The organism is Latilactobacillus fuchuensis (assembly GCF_900258455.1).
Lineage (GTDB): Bacteria > Bacillota > Bacilli > Lactobacillales > Lactobacillaceae > Latilactobacillus > Latilactobacillus fuchuensis.
In genome coordinates this window covers 850,688-866,303 of the sequence record NZ_LT984417.1, presented here as the reverse complement: position 1 = coordinate 866,303, position 15,616 = coordinate 850,688, and the positions used below count along the sequence as shown (strand labels likewise).

At 42.9% G+C, this 15,616-nt stretch carries 16 protein-coding genes and 1 tRNA gene; 3 read left to right on the top strand and 14 right to left on the bottom strand.

What is annotated here, in order from left to right; translation table 11 throughout:
- Positions 1-3: 3 nt before the first annotated feature.
- The 7 genes from purK to LFUMFP_RS03995 all read right to left on the bottom strand — a co-directional run bounded on the left by purK (position 4) and on the right by LFUMFP_RS03995 (position 8,127).
- Positions 4-1,137: a 5-(carboxyamino)imidazole ribonucleotide synthase gene (purK, locus tag LFUMFP_RS04025; protein WP_106483092.1), complete on the bottom strand. Its 1,134-nt coding sequence runs from the start codon at positions 1,135-1,137 to the stop codon at positions 4-6.
- Positions 1,121-1,606: a 5-(carboxyamino)imidazole ribonucleotide mutase gene (purE, locus tag LFUMFP_RS04020; protein WP_025082462.1), complete on the bottom strand. Its 486-nt coding sequence runs from the start codon at positions 1,604-1,606 to the stop codon at positions 1,121-1,123. The genes purK and purE overlap by 17 nt, the downstream gene beginning before the upstream one ends.
- A 494-nt stretch (positions 1,607-2,100) precedes the next feature.
- A complete protein-coding gene (locus LFUMFP_RS04015; RefSeq protein WP_035438790.1) occupies positions 2,101-2,820 on the bottom strand; it encodes an MIP/aquaporin family protein in 720 nt (239 codons plus the stop codon).
- A 23-nt stretch (positions 2,821-2,843) separates the two neighbouring features.
- On the bottom strand, positions 2,844-4,670 hold the full coding sequence (gene glpO / locus LFUMFP_RS04010) for a type 1 glycerol-3-phosphate oxidase (RefSeq protein ID WP_056950158.1): 1,827 nt from the start codon (positions 4,668-4,670) through the stop codon (positions 2,844-2,846).
- 11 nt (positions 4,671-4,681) lie between these two features.
- The gene (glpK, locus tag LFUMFP_RS04005) at positions 4,682-6,199 is read right to left on the bottom strand and encodes a glycerol kinase GlpK (protein WP_025082460.1); all 1,518 of its coding nucleotides are present in this window, start codon (positions 6,197-6,199) and stop codon (positions 4,682-4,684) included.
- A 164-nt stretch (positions 6,200-6,363) separates the two neighbouring features.
- Positions 6,364-7,560: a serine hydrolase domain-containing protein gene (locus LFUMFP_RS04000; RefSeq protein ID WP_106483091.1), complete on the bottom strand. Its 1,197-nt coding sequence runs from the start codon at positions 7,558-7,560 to the stop codon at positions 6,364-6,366.
- A 129-nt stretch (positions 7,561-7,689) separates the two neighbouring features.
- Positions 7,690-8,127 (bottom strand): universal stress protein, encoded by a 438-nt coding sequence (locus tag LFUMFP_RS03995; RefSeq protein WP_025082458.1) that lies wholly within the window; start codon positions 8,125-8,127, stop codon positions 7,690-7,692.
- Between the two features lie 243 nt (positions 8,128-8,370).
- Here LFUMFP_RS03995 and LFUMFP_RS09875 point away from each other — a divergent pair, with 243 nt between their 5' ends.
- On the top strand, positions 8,371-8,517 hold the full coding sequence (locus LFUMFP_RS09875) for a hypothetical protein (RefSeq protein ID WP_169788633.1): 147 nt from the start codon (positions 8,371-8,373) through the stop codon (positions 8,515-8,517).
- 317 nt (positions 8,518-8,834) lie between these two features.
- On the opposite strand, the gene LFUMFP_RS03990 is transcribed toward LFUMFP_RS09875, so the two are convergent.
- Positions 8,835-8,908 (bottom strand) — tRNA-Arg (locus LFUMFP_RS03990).
- Between the two features lie 105 nt (positions 8,909-9,013).
- Between LFUMFP_RS03990 and LFUMFP_RS03985 the strand changes: the two genes are divergently transcribed.
- Both LFUMFP_RS03985 and LFUMFP_RS03980 read left to right on the top strand, forming a co-directional pair.
- Positions 9,014-11,428, top strand: coding sequence for a Xaa-Pro dipeptidyl-peptidase (locus LFUMFP_RS03985; protein WP_025082457.1), 2,415 nt, complete (start codon positions 9,014-9,016; stop codon positions 11,426-11,428).
- A gap of 27 nt (positions 11,429-11,455) precedes the next feature.
- Entirely contained in the window at positions 11,456-11,965 is a 510-nt protein-coding gene (locus LFUMFP_RS03980) for an acyl-CoA thioesterase (RefSeq protein ID WP_056950161.1), read from the top strand.
- Between the two features lie 77 nt (positions 11,966-12,042).
- On the opposite strand, the gene LFUMFP_RS09815 is transcribed toward LFUMFP_RS03980, so the two are convergent.
- From LFUMFP_RS09815 to LFUMFP_RS09960, 6 genes are all read right to left on the bottom strand, one after another.
- Positions 12,043-12,201 (bottom strand): hypothetical protein, encoded by a 159-nt coding sequence (locus LFUMFP_RS09815; RefSeq protein ID WP_155833341.1) that lies wholly within the window; start codon positions 12,199-12,201, stop codon positions 12,043-12,045.
- The gene (locus tag LFUMFP_RS03975) at positions 12,202-12,795 is read right to left on the bottom strand and encodes a DUF1700 domain-containing protein (protein ID WP_025082456.1); all 594 of its coding nucleotides are present in this window, start codon (positions 12,793-12,795) and stop codon (positions 12,202-12,204) included.
- On the bottom strand, positions 12,795-13,103 hold the full coding sequence (locus tag LFUMFP_RS03970) for a PadR family transcriptional regulator (RefSeq protein ID WP_025082455.1): 309 nt from the start codon (positions 13,101-13,103) through the stop codon (positions 12,795-12,797). The genes LFUMFP_RS03975 and LFUMFP_RS03970 overlap by 1 nt, the downstream gene beginning before the upstream one ends.
- A 118-nt stretch (positions 13,104-13,221) precedes the next feature.
- Positions 13,222-13,914 (bottom strand): Bax inhibitor-1/YccA family protein, encoded by a 693-nt coding sequence (locus LFUMFP_RS03965; protein WP_056950164.1) that lies wholly within the window; start codon positions 13,912-13,914, stop codon positions 13,222-13,224.
- 97 nt (positions 13,915-14,011) lie between these two features.
- A complete protein-coding gene (murC, locus tag LFUMFP_RS03960) occupies positions 14,012-15,346 on the bottom strand; it encodes a UDP-N-acetylmuramate--L-alanine ligase (RefSeq protein ID WP_025082454.1) in 1,335 nt (444 codons plus the stop codon).
- Positions 15,347-15,407: 61 nt separating this feature from the next.
- On the bottom strand, positions 15,408-15,616 hold a 209-nt coding region (locus LFUMFP_RS09960; RefSeq protein ID WP_233210621.1), incomplete at its 5' end, for a hypothetical protein.

Sequence of the window (15,616 nt, the reverse complement as noted above, 5' to 3'; positions counted from 1 at the left end):
TAGTTAGTCCCAAATTTGGGTCGCTTTAATTTGTGCTAGGGTTGTTTCAGGTTGATCCGTTAAAATCGTGATGTGACCCATCTTACGATTAAGCTTGCGTTCAGCTTTCCCGTAATCGTGATAATGCCAAGTGGCTTGTTGTTGGCTGACTTTAAGGGCTTCTGCAACATCTTGGCCCAAAACGTTCACCATAATTGCGGGTTGCCATTGTTGTGGGGTTGCTAGCGGCCAATTACAAACACCACGAATGTGCGTGGCAAATTGGGACCAGTCGCAAGCTTCAATCGTTAGATGCCCCGAGTTATGGGGTCTGGGTGCAATTTCGTTGACGTACAATTCACCTTGCGCTGTAACGAAAAATTCAATGCCTAACGTCCCCACCAATTCAATCTCGGTCGCAATCTTAGTGGCAATGGCCTGCGCCTGCTGAGCTAACGCACGTGTAATGCGAGCGGGACTGATGCTGATATGTAGAATATTATGCCGATGTTGATTTTCAATCACCGGGAAAACACTCTGTTGTCCGTCCCAATTCTGACTAATCATTACTGAAATTTCGCGGTTAAAATCAACCATCGCTTCCAATACACAAGGTCCAGATTGCAATAACGGTGTCGCTTGTGCTAAATCGACCGCTCTGTTTAAAACCAACTGTCCCTTACCATCGTAGCCACCACGCGTCGTTTTTAAAATCGCCGGCAACCCAATCTTGGCTACCGCGGTTGTTAATTCAACTTCGGTCGTGACCACTTCAAAAGCAGCGTGCGGCAATTCTTGTGCGGCTAAAAATTGTTTTTCTAAAACCCGATCCTGTGAAATCCGTAAAGCTTTTGTCCCCTGTGGAAATTGACTGAACGCTTGCGCCTTTTCGATGGTTGCCGCGTCAACGTTTTCGAATTCGTATGTCACAACATCACTTTTTTGTGCTAATTCAATAATTTGTGCTTCACTATCATAGGCCGCAATGATCTGACCGTCAGCGACTTGCCCGGCCGGACAATCCGCTTGTGGGTCTAGAATCAAAACCCGATAGCCCATTGATTTAGCCGCCATCGTCATCATTTGACCTAACTGTCCGCCACCAATGATGCCAATCGTTTCACCCGGCATAATGGCTGGTTTAGTTGAGTTGTTCATTACTGGCCACCGCCTTTTGATGAAGCTTTTGTTGGTAAGTTGTCAAAGCGGTTTGATAAGCCGGTATTTGCAACCCACAGATTTGAGTCGCTAAGATGCCCGCGTTAACGGCACCCGCCTGACCAATCGCGACCGTTGCAACGGGTACGCCGCTCGGCATTTGGACAATCGATAATAACGAATCCATCCCATTTAGGGCTTTGCTTTGAATGGGCACACCAATGACCGGCAAGATTGTATTCGCCGCTAGCATTCCAGGTAAATGAGCCGCACCACCCGCACCCGCAATAATCACGCGATAACCTTTGGCTTGTGCCTGTTGCGCAAAAGCAACCATCTCCATCGGCATCCGGTGGGCTGAAATAATCTGTGTCTCGTAACTAACCCCTAATTCAGTCAACATATCCGCTGTCGCTTTCATGGTTGACCAATCCGAAATCGACCCCATTACAATCGCTACATCCGTCATTCAATCTGCCCGCTTTCTTATCTATATTATGCTTTGATTTTAACAAGCAAATTTGGATATGTCAAAGCAAATACCGAATTATTAGTTAATTTTAATATTAATTGTACGTAAATTACGAACGTTAGGTTTTTGCAGATGGAAAATTGCCTTCTTTAAGAATAAAAATGCGAATATCAAAAAAGCGACTATCCTTAGTTCTGGATAATCGCTTTTTCAACTTGAGTTAGCACTCACTTCTTAACGTGCTTCCTCAAGCAAACCTCTCCGCCTAACTACAGAATTGCCCACATGATTAAAATTCAAATCATATGGACAATTCTTAGGTTATGCTCAAGGTTTAGACGCTTGAGTTAGCACTCACTTATTAACGTGCTCCTCAAGTAGCCTTTTCCGGTTAACTACAAAATCAGCGTTATGATTCAGAGTACAAATCATAACGCTGATTTCTAGGTTAATCCTCAAAGCCTAACCAACTTGAGTTAGCACTCACTTATTTAAGGTAACATCACGAAGCATAGTGCGCCTAAGATACCACCGATAATTGGGCCAACGACTGGAATCCAAGCGTATGACCAATCCGAATCACCTTTATTGGCAATTGGTAAGACCGCATGCGCAATCCGTGGGCCCAAGTCCCGGGCTGGATTAATCGCGTAACCGGTCGTCCCACCGAGTGATAAGCCGATAGCCGTGATAATGACGCCCACGACCAATGGGTTTAACCCATCAGTGAATTGACCACGTGTCAAAGCCAATAATGAGAAGATCAAGACAAATGTCCCGATTAATTCACTCATCATGTTGGCAAACGGACTGCGAATGGCAGGCCCGGTTGCAAAAGTCCCTAGAATTGCGGCTTGATCCTTAGTCGCTGCCCAGTGTGGATAGTATTGAACCCAGACGACAACCGCTCCTAAGAACGCCCCAATCATTTGGGCGATGATAAATGGTAAGACCGCCGCCCAAGGTGTTTTGCCGATGATTGCAAAAGCAACAGTCACGGCTGGATTTAAATGAGCTGGTCCCATAAAGGATGATGCGTACACCCCGAGTGTGACTGCGAATCCCCAACCAAGGGTAATTGCAATCCAACCCGCACCGTTCGCTTTGGTTTTTGCTAAACTAACGCCAGCAACAACCCCGTCACCCAAGAGTACTAAGATAAATGTGCCGACAAGTTCGCCTAGCGCTTGAACCATAATTGAATTATCCATCAGTTTTCCTCCCAGTTAATTGACTATTTTAAATAATCAAGTTGTGCTTCAGCAATTGCAGCGTCTAATTGTGCTGTTTGTGCTGCTTTTTCAGTGGCATCCCAGTTTAATAACTTGGCCATTTCATCAATCACTGGTTGTTTAATCGCTACTAATTGATCATTGTGGAATAGGACAAAGTTAGTCCGACGTAATAAATAATCGACCGGTGTTAAGGTCATTTCTTCGTTGACTGAGTAACGTAAACTGATTGTTTCTTTCAAGTTTAACCCTTCAGCAACCCCTTGATCCGCGTATGAAACCACGCGACTAACGTTTGAACCAAAGCGGTTAGCTAAATCACGCGCATCGTCTTCAGCAATCCCTTTGTTGATGGCTACTTGTGCATAGAATTTCAATGTGTCGTCAACGTTATTCGGATCAAAATGACCGCCTGAAACTTGTAATTTCTTAGAATCAACTTCACGAACTTGTTCCTTAAAATCAGTCTTCAAAGTTTCACGAATTAAATCAAGCGCACCGGCTGCCATCTTACGGTAGTCAGTAATTTTACCACCTGATAGGGTTAATAAGCCGTTTTCAGCAGTCTTCAAATCACTCCCACGAGAAACTTGTGACGGATTAGTGGTTTCTTCAGCATGAGCGGTCTTCAATTGACTGATGGCCTTTTCAACATCACCACGTACGGCTGTTTTATTTTCAAAGTTATTGACGGTGTCGATTAAATGGTTAAATGATTCTTCGGAAACCTTACCGGCATTCGCGCCACCACCGTTATAATCGGAACTCCCGTTATTAGCGATCAATGGTCGTAAACCAGCCCAGCTTGCTTCAATATCAGCTAACTTAATTTGGACGTTTGGATAACGATTATTAACAGCTTTCAATAGGTAATCAACATCCGGTTGTTCAACGCGTGGGTGTTTGTAATCGCCCGTATAATCCGTATCAGTTGTCCCAAAATAAGTTTTGCCTTCGCGTGGGACCACGAAAATCATCCGACCATCATGTAATCCAGAATCAAAATACGTTGGTTGTGGCACTGGTAAACGACTGTCATCAACGACTAAATGAATCCCTTTAGTTGGACGCAGTGTTTCGTGTTTTGGTGCTTTGGTATTTAAAGCGTTGACCTTATCCACCCAAGGGCCGGCCGTATTAATCACTAATTTAGCGTTAATCTTGAACGTTTCATCAGTTAATTCATCATGCGCTTCCAAACCATTAACTCGGCCTTGTGCGTCATAAGTCATACCAACCGCTTTAACGTGGCTGGCAACGTGTGCGCCTAATTCATCCGCTTCTTTAATGTTTTCGATGACTAAACGGGCATCGTTGTTGACAAAATCAAGATACACACCGGCACCCTTTAGTTTGTCAGCTTTCAAGCCAGGTTCTCTTTGTAAAACTTCATTGCGATCGATGGTGTAATTGGCATATTGGGTCCCAGTCACACCAGCTAATTGATCATAAAGATCCATCGCAATTTTGACACTAAACATATCATACGTTGCTTCTGGTTCGTCATAGATTGGTAATAGCATTGGTGTAGGCCGTGGAATATGAGGTGCAATCCCTTGAACTACCGCACGTTCACTAACGGTATCAGCCACAACGCCAACATCGAAAGTCTTCAAATAACGAATCCCACCATGCACTAACTTCGTTGAACGAGATGACGTCCCTTCAGCAAAATCTTGCATTTCGATCAAACCGGTTTTAATGCCTGAAGCAGCGGCTTGAATCGCTACACCAGCACCCGTAATCCCACCACCGATAATTAATAGATCTAATGGTTCATTCTTTAAATCTTGAATTGTTTGTTGCCGTGATGTTTTTGAAAATGTCATAATAATCCTCCTCATTCACGCATCTTATATGGGCGATGTTTGAAAACTTTAGTTGCTTCAACTGCTTGTTGCCAACCAGCGTATAAATCTTCACGTTCTTCTTCAGGCATTGCTGGTTCAAACCGTTGCCCGACTGTGAAAATCTGGGCCAATTCGTCTGTATCTTGCCAGAAACCAACTGCTAGTCCTGCTAAGAAAGCAGCACCCATCGCGGTTGTTTCTAAGTTGCCCGCTTTTTCGATTGTGCTGTTTAAAATATCAGCTTGGAACTGCATCAAATAATTATTATTGGCAGCGCCACCATCTACACGCAACGTTTTAATATCAATCCCAGTATCTTTTTGCATCGTCGAAACGACATCTCGTGTTTGATAGGCTAATGATTGCAGTGTTGCTTTAATAATATCTTGTCGATTGGTCCCACGAGTAATACCGAGAATCGATCCCCGAGCTTCTGAATCCCAATATGGGGCCCCTAAACCGGTAAACGCTGGTACGACGTAAACTTCATTCAAACTAGTTGATGCTTTAGCGGCCGCTTCTGAATCCGATGATTTTTCAACGAGCTGCATACTATCGCGCAACCATTGAATCGCAGAACCTGCAACGAAAACCGAACCTTCTAGGGCGTAATTGACTTTCCCGTTGATTGAATAACCAATCGTCGTCAATAAATTATTCTCTGACATCGTTGGCTCTTCTCCGGTATTCATCACGATAAATGACCCGGTCCCGTAAGTATTCTTAACCATCCCTGGTTGGAGTGCTAGTTGACCGAATAAGGCTGCTTGTTGATCCCCAGCCATCCCGGCGATTGGCACCGTGCTACCGTAAAAATGGTAAGGTGCCGTTTGACCGTAAATCTCCGAGTTAGAACGCACATCTGGCAACATTTTCCGTGGAATGCTCAACAATTCAAGAATATCGTCATCCCAGTCGAGGTCATGGATGTTAAAAAGCATCGTCCGACTCGCATTGGTGTAATCAGTGACGTGTGATGCGCCACCGGTTAACTTCCAAGCAATCCAAGTATCAATCGTCCCGAATAATAATTCACCGTTTTCGGCCCGTTCTTGCGCACCGGGGACGTGGTCTAAAATCCAACGAATCTTAGTGGCTGAGAAATACGCATCGACGATTAACCCCGTCTTTTGATGGAGCATCTCGCCATAACCATCCGCCTTTAATTGATCTGCAATGTCGCTGGTTTGTCGTGATTGCCAAACCACCGCGTTATAGATGGGTAACCCTGTTTCTTTATCCCAAACCACCGCTGTTTCACGTTGATTGGTAATGCCGATTCCCGCAATTTGATGGGGTTGGATACTAGATGAAATGAATGCATTGGCAATTGTCGATAAAACGGCATTCCAAATTTCATTAGCGTTATGTTCAACCCAACCTGGTTCTGGGAAATACTGTGGGAATTCACGCTGAGCATCTGCGACTTTTTGACCTTTATGATCAAAAATAATCGAACGGGTACTCGTCGTGCCTTCATCAATGGCTAAAATATACTGCTCAGTCATTTTAATCCTCCTTTATCTAAAAAGATTAGAAAACGTTTCCTTGAGACGTATTATAGATTATTATTGTCCAAAATGAAAGCGTTTAGCTAAATTAAATTTTACACAATTAAATAACTTCGCCAATAAATGATAGTCGTAACTATCGGTAGCCTTCACAATGCTAATTATACCACGAGTTTAGTGTAGAGATCCCCATTGATCCTTCCCAATGAAATTGACGAATTTTTAACATTTTGACATAAAATAATATAAATTCGACCCCCGTGGCTAAAGCCGTTCGAAATACTCCATCCCGATAAATAACCGCGGTTAACGATTAATGCCGGATCGTTATAAAAACCCATACCGTAATGGGATTGACTGCCTGGTTGAAACATCAAATTGGTACTCGCCTCAGTCAATAGGTGGTGTGTAAACAACGCTTGATCAAACCGGTATAAATCCGTCGCGGTCATATAGAGATCCCCAACCCCGTATAATTGGGAAAAATTAGGTAAGACGCCCGCCTTCAATTGATTATTCACCATTTCGTAGCCGACCGATGCTGCGGTTAATTGGCCGTACTTAGTCGTCATAAAATCAGCCGTCATCATTTGACTCGGCTTAAAAATATGTTGTTTAAGGTACGTTTGATAGGATTGGTGGCTGACCTGTTCTAAAATTTTGGTCAGAACAATGTAATTCGCATCCAAATAATGCCACTGCCCCGGCTGTCCCTGAATCCCGTTAGCGATAATTTCTTGCAATAATTGTTGACTGGTCTTCGTTTGATTATCCTGATTGCGCCCCACAATTCCTGAAGTATGGTGCATTAAATCGGCCAACGTCATTTGCTGACCATTGGGGAAATCGGGCAAATATTTGGCAACCGGATCATTGACGGCTAATCGGTGTTTTTCTTGTAATTGCAAAATACCGGTGGCGATCATCGCCTTCTCAGTTGAACCGATTGGATACAACGTATTGGGATCATTGACCTGTTGCGTCGTTTGATTAGCGAGTCCGTAGCCTTTGTTCAGGATGACCTTTTGATCTTTGACGATTAAAACGGTCCCCGAAAAACCTAGGTTTTTAAAATAATCGTCTAGTGCCGGATCCTGATTAATCGTTGGCTGTTTACGCGTCTCAGTTGGCGTTGTCCTAGTCTTGGTCTTGGTCTTGGTCTTGGTCTTAGTCTTGGTCTTAGTCTTGGTCTTAGTCTTGGTCTTACTCGACCGTTTTTCACTAGCTTGTCGCCGACTACTATGACTCGTCACTTGCGATTTAGCCGTCGTCTGTCGTTGGGCAATCCCCACAATTCCGTAAAGAATAATGCCGACACCTACGATTGCAATCAGCCACTTACCTAACCCTTTAATCATTTGCCATTCTCCTCTATCTAACTTTATTTTCAATGTACAACATCGTTAGAGCGATTAGAAGTGACAGTATTGTTAGACCCATTCAAAAAAGTTGCTGGTCATCAACATGACTAGCAACTTTTAACACCGTTATTTAACTAATAGTACGTTGGCTTTAGCGTGGACACTGACGTATTGCGCCACTGACCCCATTAACATCCGTTCAATGGCGCCCTTCCCAGTGATCCCTAACATAATCAAATCAATATCATATTCTTCCGGAATTCGAATCGCAATTTCTTTGCGTGGCGAGGCCACCGTCATAATCGGCGTGATATTTTCTAACCCGTGGTTATGGGCATAGCGGACACTGGCTGCTAATTGTTCTTTCACGCGATCTTTTTCCATCGCAGTGACTTTTGCGTAGACGCTAGCATCGGGTGAAACAAACGTATTATTCGGGATAATATGGGCTACAAATAGTTCGGCTTGGTTTCGTTTAGCCACTTCCACCGCTTCAGTAAACGCCTTTTGTGATAATTCGGAGCCATCGACCCCCACTAGAATTCTTTGGTATCTTTCTGTCATTACTCATCATCCTTCCATTAATTGTGACGCAAGCGCTTAGTAAACAAACTCACATAACGCCCGCTAGTTACTGCCTACTTCTATTATAAAGAATTGCCTCGTTTGACCACAACTAATACGCCCACTTAATTAATTAAGCTAAAAGCGTTGACATTATCTAATCAACACCCTATACTAACTAAAGGAATTTCGCTATCATTTTGATTAGGACCTTTCCGAACTTTTGAGAAAGGAGATTTAACCATGACATTTGATAATAATGGTACTCAATACCGAGTATTACTTGATACGAACGAAAATTTATTTATCGTTTCCGGTTTAACAGCTGGACAAGAAGCAACCGGCGCAACGATTGAAGAAGCTTTACAGAAATTTGAATCCATTCTATAAAGAATAAGGAGCATTATATTCTATGAGCGAAGTATCGTATCCGTAGGCATTCACTAAGTTAAATTAGCGAATGCCTATTTTGTTGCACTTAACCATAAAAAAGACACGCACTTTTAGCAAGTACTCGCATGTCTTCTGATAACCGTAATACATAACTCACCGAGCACCGATAACAACCAGAACACCAAGCTGATCATCGTCAGCTCCCCTTTATGGTCAATTTAACGATTAATTATTTAATTGAATACCCTTTCACAAAAATTAAACCAAAATAAAAACACCAGCATCAAGAATCCCTTGATACCGGTGTTTATTAGTGCCGCAGATGAGATTCGAACTCATGACCTACGGTTTAGAAGACCGTTGCTCTATCCAGCTGAGCTACTGCGACATTTTTTTAATAGATATTGCTGTCAGAAACTTGCACAACATGCTATATTATAAGCAATTGAAGGCACTGCTGTCAATTGAAATCCGTAGAATTGAGGTAAAAAAGATGAAATTAAATCAATTTGGACGTCTCACGATGCCGATTCCGGCACAAATCACGGAATTAAAGCGGATACAGCTTTTACCAGCTGATTTCGCCGATGATTCGCTATCAGCATTAGCAACCACTATTTTTAGCCGCTTCTTCCCAGAAGCCCATTCGAAAACCAGTCAACATGAAGTCCTCGGTCAGATTCAAGCCACGGCTAAACTCGACTTAGCTGCTTATTTGTCGAGTATCACAACGACTATTGATCAACGGACGTTTTATAACGTCGCACTCCAGTTATTGGGGTTTGAAGTTGAGCAAGATTTCAAGCTCAATCATCCCCGGCGTTTTATGGCCTCGGTCAAGATTCCTTACATCGATCAGCCCACTTTTAATCGTGACCAATTTCTTGAAGCCATTTATTTGTTATTAAACACCCGCAGTCAAACCGGTTTATTATTGATTGATCAACTCGCTAATCGCGGTTTTTTCACGGATTGGCAGGCCACCGATCAACCTAATTTCTTAATTTTCAATGGTAAAACCCAACCCGTTTTTGATACCCAAGCCTTCATTAAGGAAATCGTCTATGTCGAATCGTCACTTGATACCGATTTAGATGGTCATCGCGATCTATTGGAAACGACCATTTTTAGACCCGTTGAAACCAATCACGGCTTGAAAGTCCCCGCGTTATATACTGCCAGTCCTTATTACAAAGGCATCAATAATGTTGATCATGATTTACACAACGTCGATGGGCCAATTGACGCTAAGGAAACTAGTCAACCAACCTTAACCGCTTTAAAGACAACAGAGACGCGCAGTGATCTCCCAGCTGCCCGTCAAGTTAACGGCCAGACCGAAACCGCTGAGGTCACAGCAACGAGTGATAGTTCTTATTCACTCAACGATTACTTCCTTGCGCGCGGTTTTGCAACTATTTATGCGGGTGGCATTGGTACTCGTGGTTCAGATGGCGTCCGGACTTGTGGATCACCAGCAGAAACTGAATCAACAACGGCGATTATTGAATGGTTAGCTGGTAATCGGCGCGCCTTCACCAACCGGACCGACCAAATTGAAATTAAAGCTTGGTGGTGCAACCACAACGTCGCGATGACTGGTAAGTCCTACCTCGGGACGTTAGCAACCGCCGCGGCCACCACTGGCGTAGCGGGTTTAAAGACCATTATCTCTGAAGCAGCGATTTCGAGTTGGTACGATTATTATCGTGAAAATGGCTTGGTCGTCGCGCCCGTTGATTGTCAGGGTGAAGATGCTGACGTTTTAGCGAAACTCTGTCAAACCCGTCAAAAAGATGCAGCTGATTACGCCAAATCTGGGGCCTTTTTCCAACAACAGATGGCTGATTTACAACTTGGCCAAGACCGGATTACCGGTAACTACAACGCCTTTTGGGCTGAACGAAACTATCGCGACAACATCGAAAACGTGACTTGTGATGTCGTCATTGTCCACGGTTTAAACGATTGGAACGTTAAACCCCAAAATGCGGGCGCTTTGTGGGATGCTTTGCGCACCCGACCCGTTGAAAAGAAAGTCTTTTTACACCAAGGACCCCACGTCTACATGAACAATATCCAATCGATTGATTTCACCGATATGATGAACCTCTGGTTAACCAACCATCTATTGGACGTCGACAATCAAGCGGCCGCCATTTTACCGAACGTCGTCATTCAAGACAACGCGCAAGAAAGCACTTGGCAAACCCAAGAAGATTGGCTCAATCCTGATAATTCGCAAACCACTTATTATTTAAACAGTCCCGAAACGCTAAGTCTGACCCAACCGGCTAAAGCCCCCGTTGCAACCTTTATCGATGACGGCGTAGCCACTTTCAAGACCAGTCATCTCAGTGAACATGCTTGGCAAGACCAACTCTTGCAACCCCAATCAGCCTTTGCCAATAATCGTTTATTATTGCAATCACCCGCATTGACACAGGCCTACCGTTTGGATGGCCGTGTTCAATTCAATACTAAAGTCGCCGTTAACGCCAATCACGGCCTGCTGAGCGTCATGTTAGTCGATTTAGGGGTCTTTAGTCGTCTAAATCCTCAACCAACTGTCATAAGCGCTCAGGGCCAACAATTAGGCTATCGCTGGCAATTCGATGATTTAAAAGAATTTAAGCTCGGTGCTTTAAGCGATTATCAAGTGATCACCAAGGGCCACATCAATTTGCAAAATCGTCAAAACAGTTATCAAACTGAAACGGTCACACCCGGTGAATTCTATCCAATCACACTTGATTTACAACCCACCCATTATCATTTACTACCGGGTCACCAACTCGGATTAGTCGTGTACGCCACTGATATGGGGATGACTTTACGCGAAGAACAAGCCACACAATACCGAATCGATTTAAGCGCTAGTCGGTTAACGATTCCCAACCTCAATTAATCTGAATTCAAAAGGAGTTTTATTGTTATGTCCGTTACCTGTCGTCAAACGTTATCCATCAGCAACCATCGCGTGTTCGTCAACGATTTAAATGAACACGAAACCGTTTATGGTGGTCGTTTACTCGAATTATTAGATGGTTCAGCTTCGATTTCCGCTAGCCGGTTAGCCCGCGTTGAAACCGTGACTGCCAGTATCGATCAACTCAATTTCATCGCCCCTTTCAAGATGCAAGACTCACTGTGTATCGAAAGTTACGTTTCTGGCGCGGGGCACCGGTCAGTCGAAATTTTCACCAAAATTATCGGTGAACACCTCAAGACGGGTGAACGTTTCTTAGGATTGACCGCGTTTTTAACCTTCGTCACGATTGATAAAAACGTCGTGTTGCCTTCAATTGAGCCCCTCACAGCTGAAGAAAAATTCATCTGCCAAGGCTACGCGCAACGTAAAGCGAACCGCTTGGCGACCTTCCAAACCCAAAAAGAGTTCAACGCGCAAATCAACCTTGAATATCCTTGGGATCATCAATTTTAACCATTAAAAAAGTCGGAGCATTATCCTTAACTCAGGATAACAATCCGACTTTTTGATTGTCTTATTTAATGGCCTTCTTATAAATAAAAAGTCCGGAACCAGTCATGGACACCATGATATTCAAACAATTGCGTATTATCACCGCTAGCCCAATAGCTAGCCACCATGATGACGAGGCCTAGCACAATTAGAATCAAACTCACTTTTAACCAATTCTCTTTTAATGACACTAACATCTATGCGACCTCCTTGTCACGTGCTTTAAATTTTGACAATAACCAGCGCGTTAAACTGACTGACCATTTCACTAAATAACAGCCAGAATACCAAGCTAGTCCAGCACACAATAACCCCACACCAAGCATTGCAATGCTCAACCCAAATTGCATCGATCCAATCAACCAGCCTTGGCGGACCCCCGCGATAATAGCTAAAAAGAAGCTAACCCCACCACCAACAATGCCACTAATCGCAAAAATCGCGGCTAACGCTGGTACTAACCAGATTAAGAAATAACCGACAGCGATTAGAAGAATGGCCGTCAATAGTAAACTGCCCCAGAGTGGTGATCCAAGAACGACTACCATGATGATTAGGGCTAACGTCATTGGGGCCGTTTTGCGTTGCCGAATGATTGGCCGTTCATCGCTCAACCGGGCCGCAATCTGGCGTGGTGATTCTAAACTCGCAATAATCGTCAATTCTGATTCGCCATCTTCTAAGCGATCATCAATTAATTCTTCATAGTAATCTAAGGTGTTGGCGGTATCTCTGACTTGTGCTTGCGCTAATTCTGTCGCTAACGCTTTTATAAACTGGATTTTATTCATCAAATCACTCCTTTGATATAATCATAAACTTGCATGACTTCTGGCCATTCTGCTAAAAATTGGGCAATTGCTTCTTGGCCAACCGGCGTTAAATGGAAATATTTCCGTAACCGACCGTTATGTTCAACACTGTAACTTTCGATTTGTTGCTGTTTTTCGAGTCGTTTTAAAATCGGATATAACGTTGAATCTGAAATTCCAATCACATTCGATGTGTCTTTAATAATTTGATAGCCATAGGAATCTTCGGTGCGTAGTGTTGCGAGAACACAAAATTCTAACAACCCTTTTTTCAATTGTGCATTCATGCCATCACCCTTTCAAAGCATAATACTATATTATACATAGTATTATGTCAAGTGCTATATTAATCCACAAAAAAACACGCTCAACCGACTTGGTTAAACGTGTTGCATTTTTGACTGATTAATCCCGATTACCAAAGATCTGGAGCATCGTGATGAATAAGTTGACGAAATCAAGGTATAACGTTAATGCACCCATGACAGCTAACCCAGAGATTGAGACTTCCCCAGTCGCACCGTATTGGCGATACATCAGCCCTAACTTCTGATTATCCCACGCTGTTAAAATGATAAAGATAATCAACATTGCGTAAGATAAGAAATAGCTGACGGCGGCCGATGCCATGAAGAAATTAACTAAGCTGACAATAATCACGCCAATTAAGCCCATCATCGCATACTTACCAAAACCACTCAGGTTATTCTTAGTCATGCGGCCATAAACCGACATGGCGATAAAGACTAACGCACTGGAAATGAATGCTGAAGCAATACTCCCAATATTGTAAGCCAATAAAATAGCCGTGAACGTTAACCCGTTTAACGCGGCGTACGCGATAAACATGAACAACGATGCGGTTGGATTCTTAGTTGAACGCCGACTGATCTGAACGACCAACAACATTTCAACAATCATCAACCCCCAAACGAGCCATGAACTACCGCCGTATAAAACGGCCGCTGTTTGATTCTTAAAAACTGTGACAAGTAATACCGCAACGAGTGCCGAAATTCCGACACCGGCTGCCATCAAGCCATAAACGCGGCTAAAAAATTTAGCTTCGCTATCGACATTTACCATTCGTCTTTCCATCAATAGTCACCTCTTAAATATTTCTAACGAGTTGCAATCCCTCGATTAGCAATATTGTAACAAATAGACTGAAAAAGACAACCAAAATGCCTAAAAATTAATTATCTTTTGGACTTAAATTGCTCAAAAGTTCTTCATAAGCATATTCATACTTTTGAACATCACCAGCACCCATAAACACAACAACCGGTTGGTCAAAATCCAATAAGGGTGACATATTATCGACTTTCAAGACGCGACCACCCTTGGTGATTTTAGCGCCTAAATCAGCACTCGAAACTTTCCCGACTTTTTCACGAACTGAACCAAAAATATCCGTTAAGAAAACTTCGTCAGCTAAGTTTAAACTAGCTGCAAAATCGTCCATTAGGGCAATCGTCCGCGTAAACGTATGGGGTTGGAAAACCGCAATGATTTGTTTGTTAGGATATTTTTGACGAGCAGCATCTAGTGTGGCTTTGATTTCTGATGGATGATGCGCATAATCATCAATAATCGTCACATCCGCTACTTTCTTTTCAGTAAAGCGGCGTTTCACGCCTTTAAAATCGGCTAATTCACGTGCAACTTCTGTAGCGTCAATCTTTTCAAGGTGACTAACCGCAACGACGGCCAAACTGTTCAATACATTGTGTTCACCATAGAGTGGCACGTGATAATGGCCGATACTTTCATCGTGATAGTAGGCATCAAATTCAGACCCTTCAACGGTCCGTTGAATATGACGGGCTTGGAAATCATCGGTTTCTTTTGTGCCGTAATAATAAATGGGAACGTTCGCTTTCAATTTGCGTAATTCTGGATCATCACCCCAAGCGAAGATGCCTTTTTGAACCTTATAGGCTTCAGATTGGAACGCATCAAAAACGTCATCGATACCGGTATAGTAATCGGGATGATCAAAATCAATGTTAGTCATAATTAAATAATCAGGTGAATACGCCAAGAAATGACGACGATATTCATCGGCTTCAAAGGCAAAGAATTTAGCATCCTTAATCCCTTTCCCCGTACCATCACCCACTAAATAACTGGTTTGGGCCACGCCACTTAAAACATGTGCTAATAAACCACTGGTACTTGTCTTACCATGCGCACCGGCCACCCCGATACTCGTATAACCTTTTAATAATTCGCCTAAGAATTGGTGATAGCGAACCACTGGTAAGCCCATTTCAAGGGCGGTTTTAATTTCAATTTGGTCGTCTTGGAACGCATTGCCGGCAATGACGGTTAACCCATCATGTAAATTATCGGCGGAAAATGGCAAAATTTTAAGGTTTGCTTTTTCAAGTTCACGTTGTGTGAATGTATATTGATCGATATCTGAACCTTGAACTTTATAACCTAAATCGTTCAATACTAATGCTAATGCGCTCATTCCTGAGCCTTTAATCCCAACAAAATGGTAAACTGTGTCTTTTGTTATCATCTTTTTAAATATCCTCTTTTCAGAAAATCAATTGTCATTGTGTGTTAAAAAGTAATCCCTTTTAGTTTACCATATTGCATTCTAATCCTAAATGCTGTGCCTCTAAAAAATGCCCGTTTTTAAACTTTTTTTCACAAAATAAAACAGGAACAACCCGTTTTGGCGGATTATTCGGGTCTATACTTTCTGGTGTTGGTAGAAATATTCTACCGACACCTTTTTTGTCTTTTCGCAAAAAAATAAACATCTTAACGATGTCTTCGTGTACGA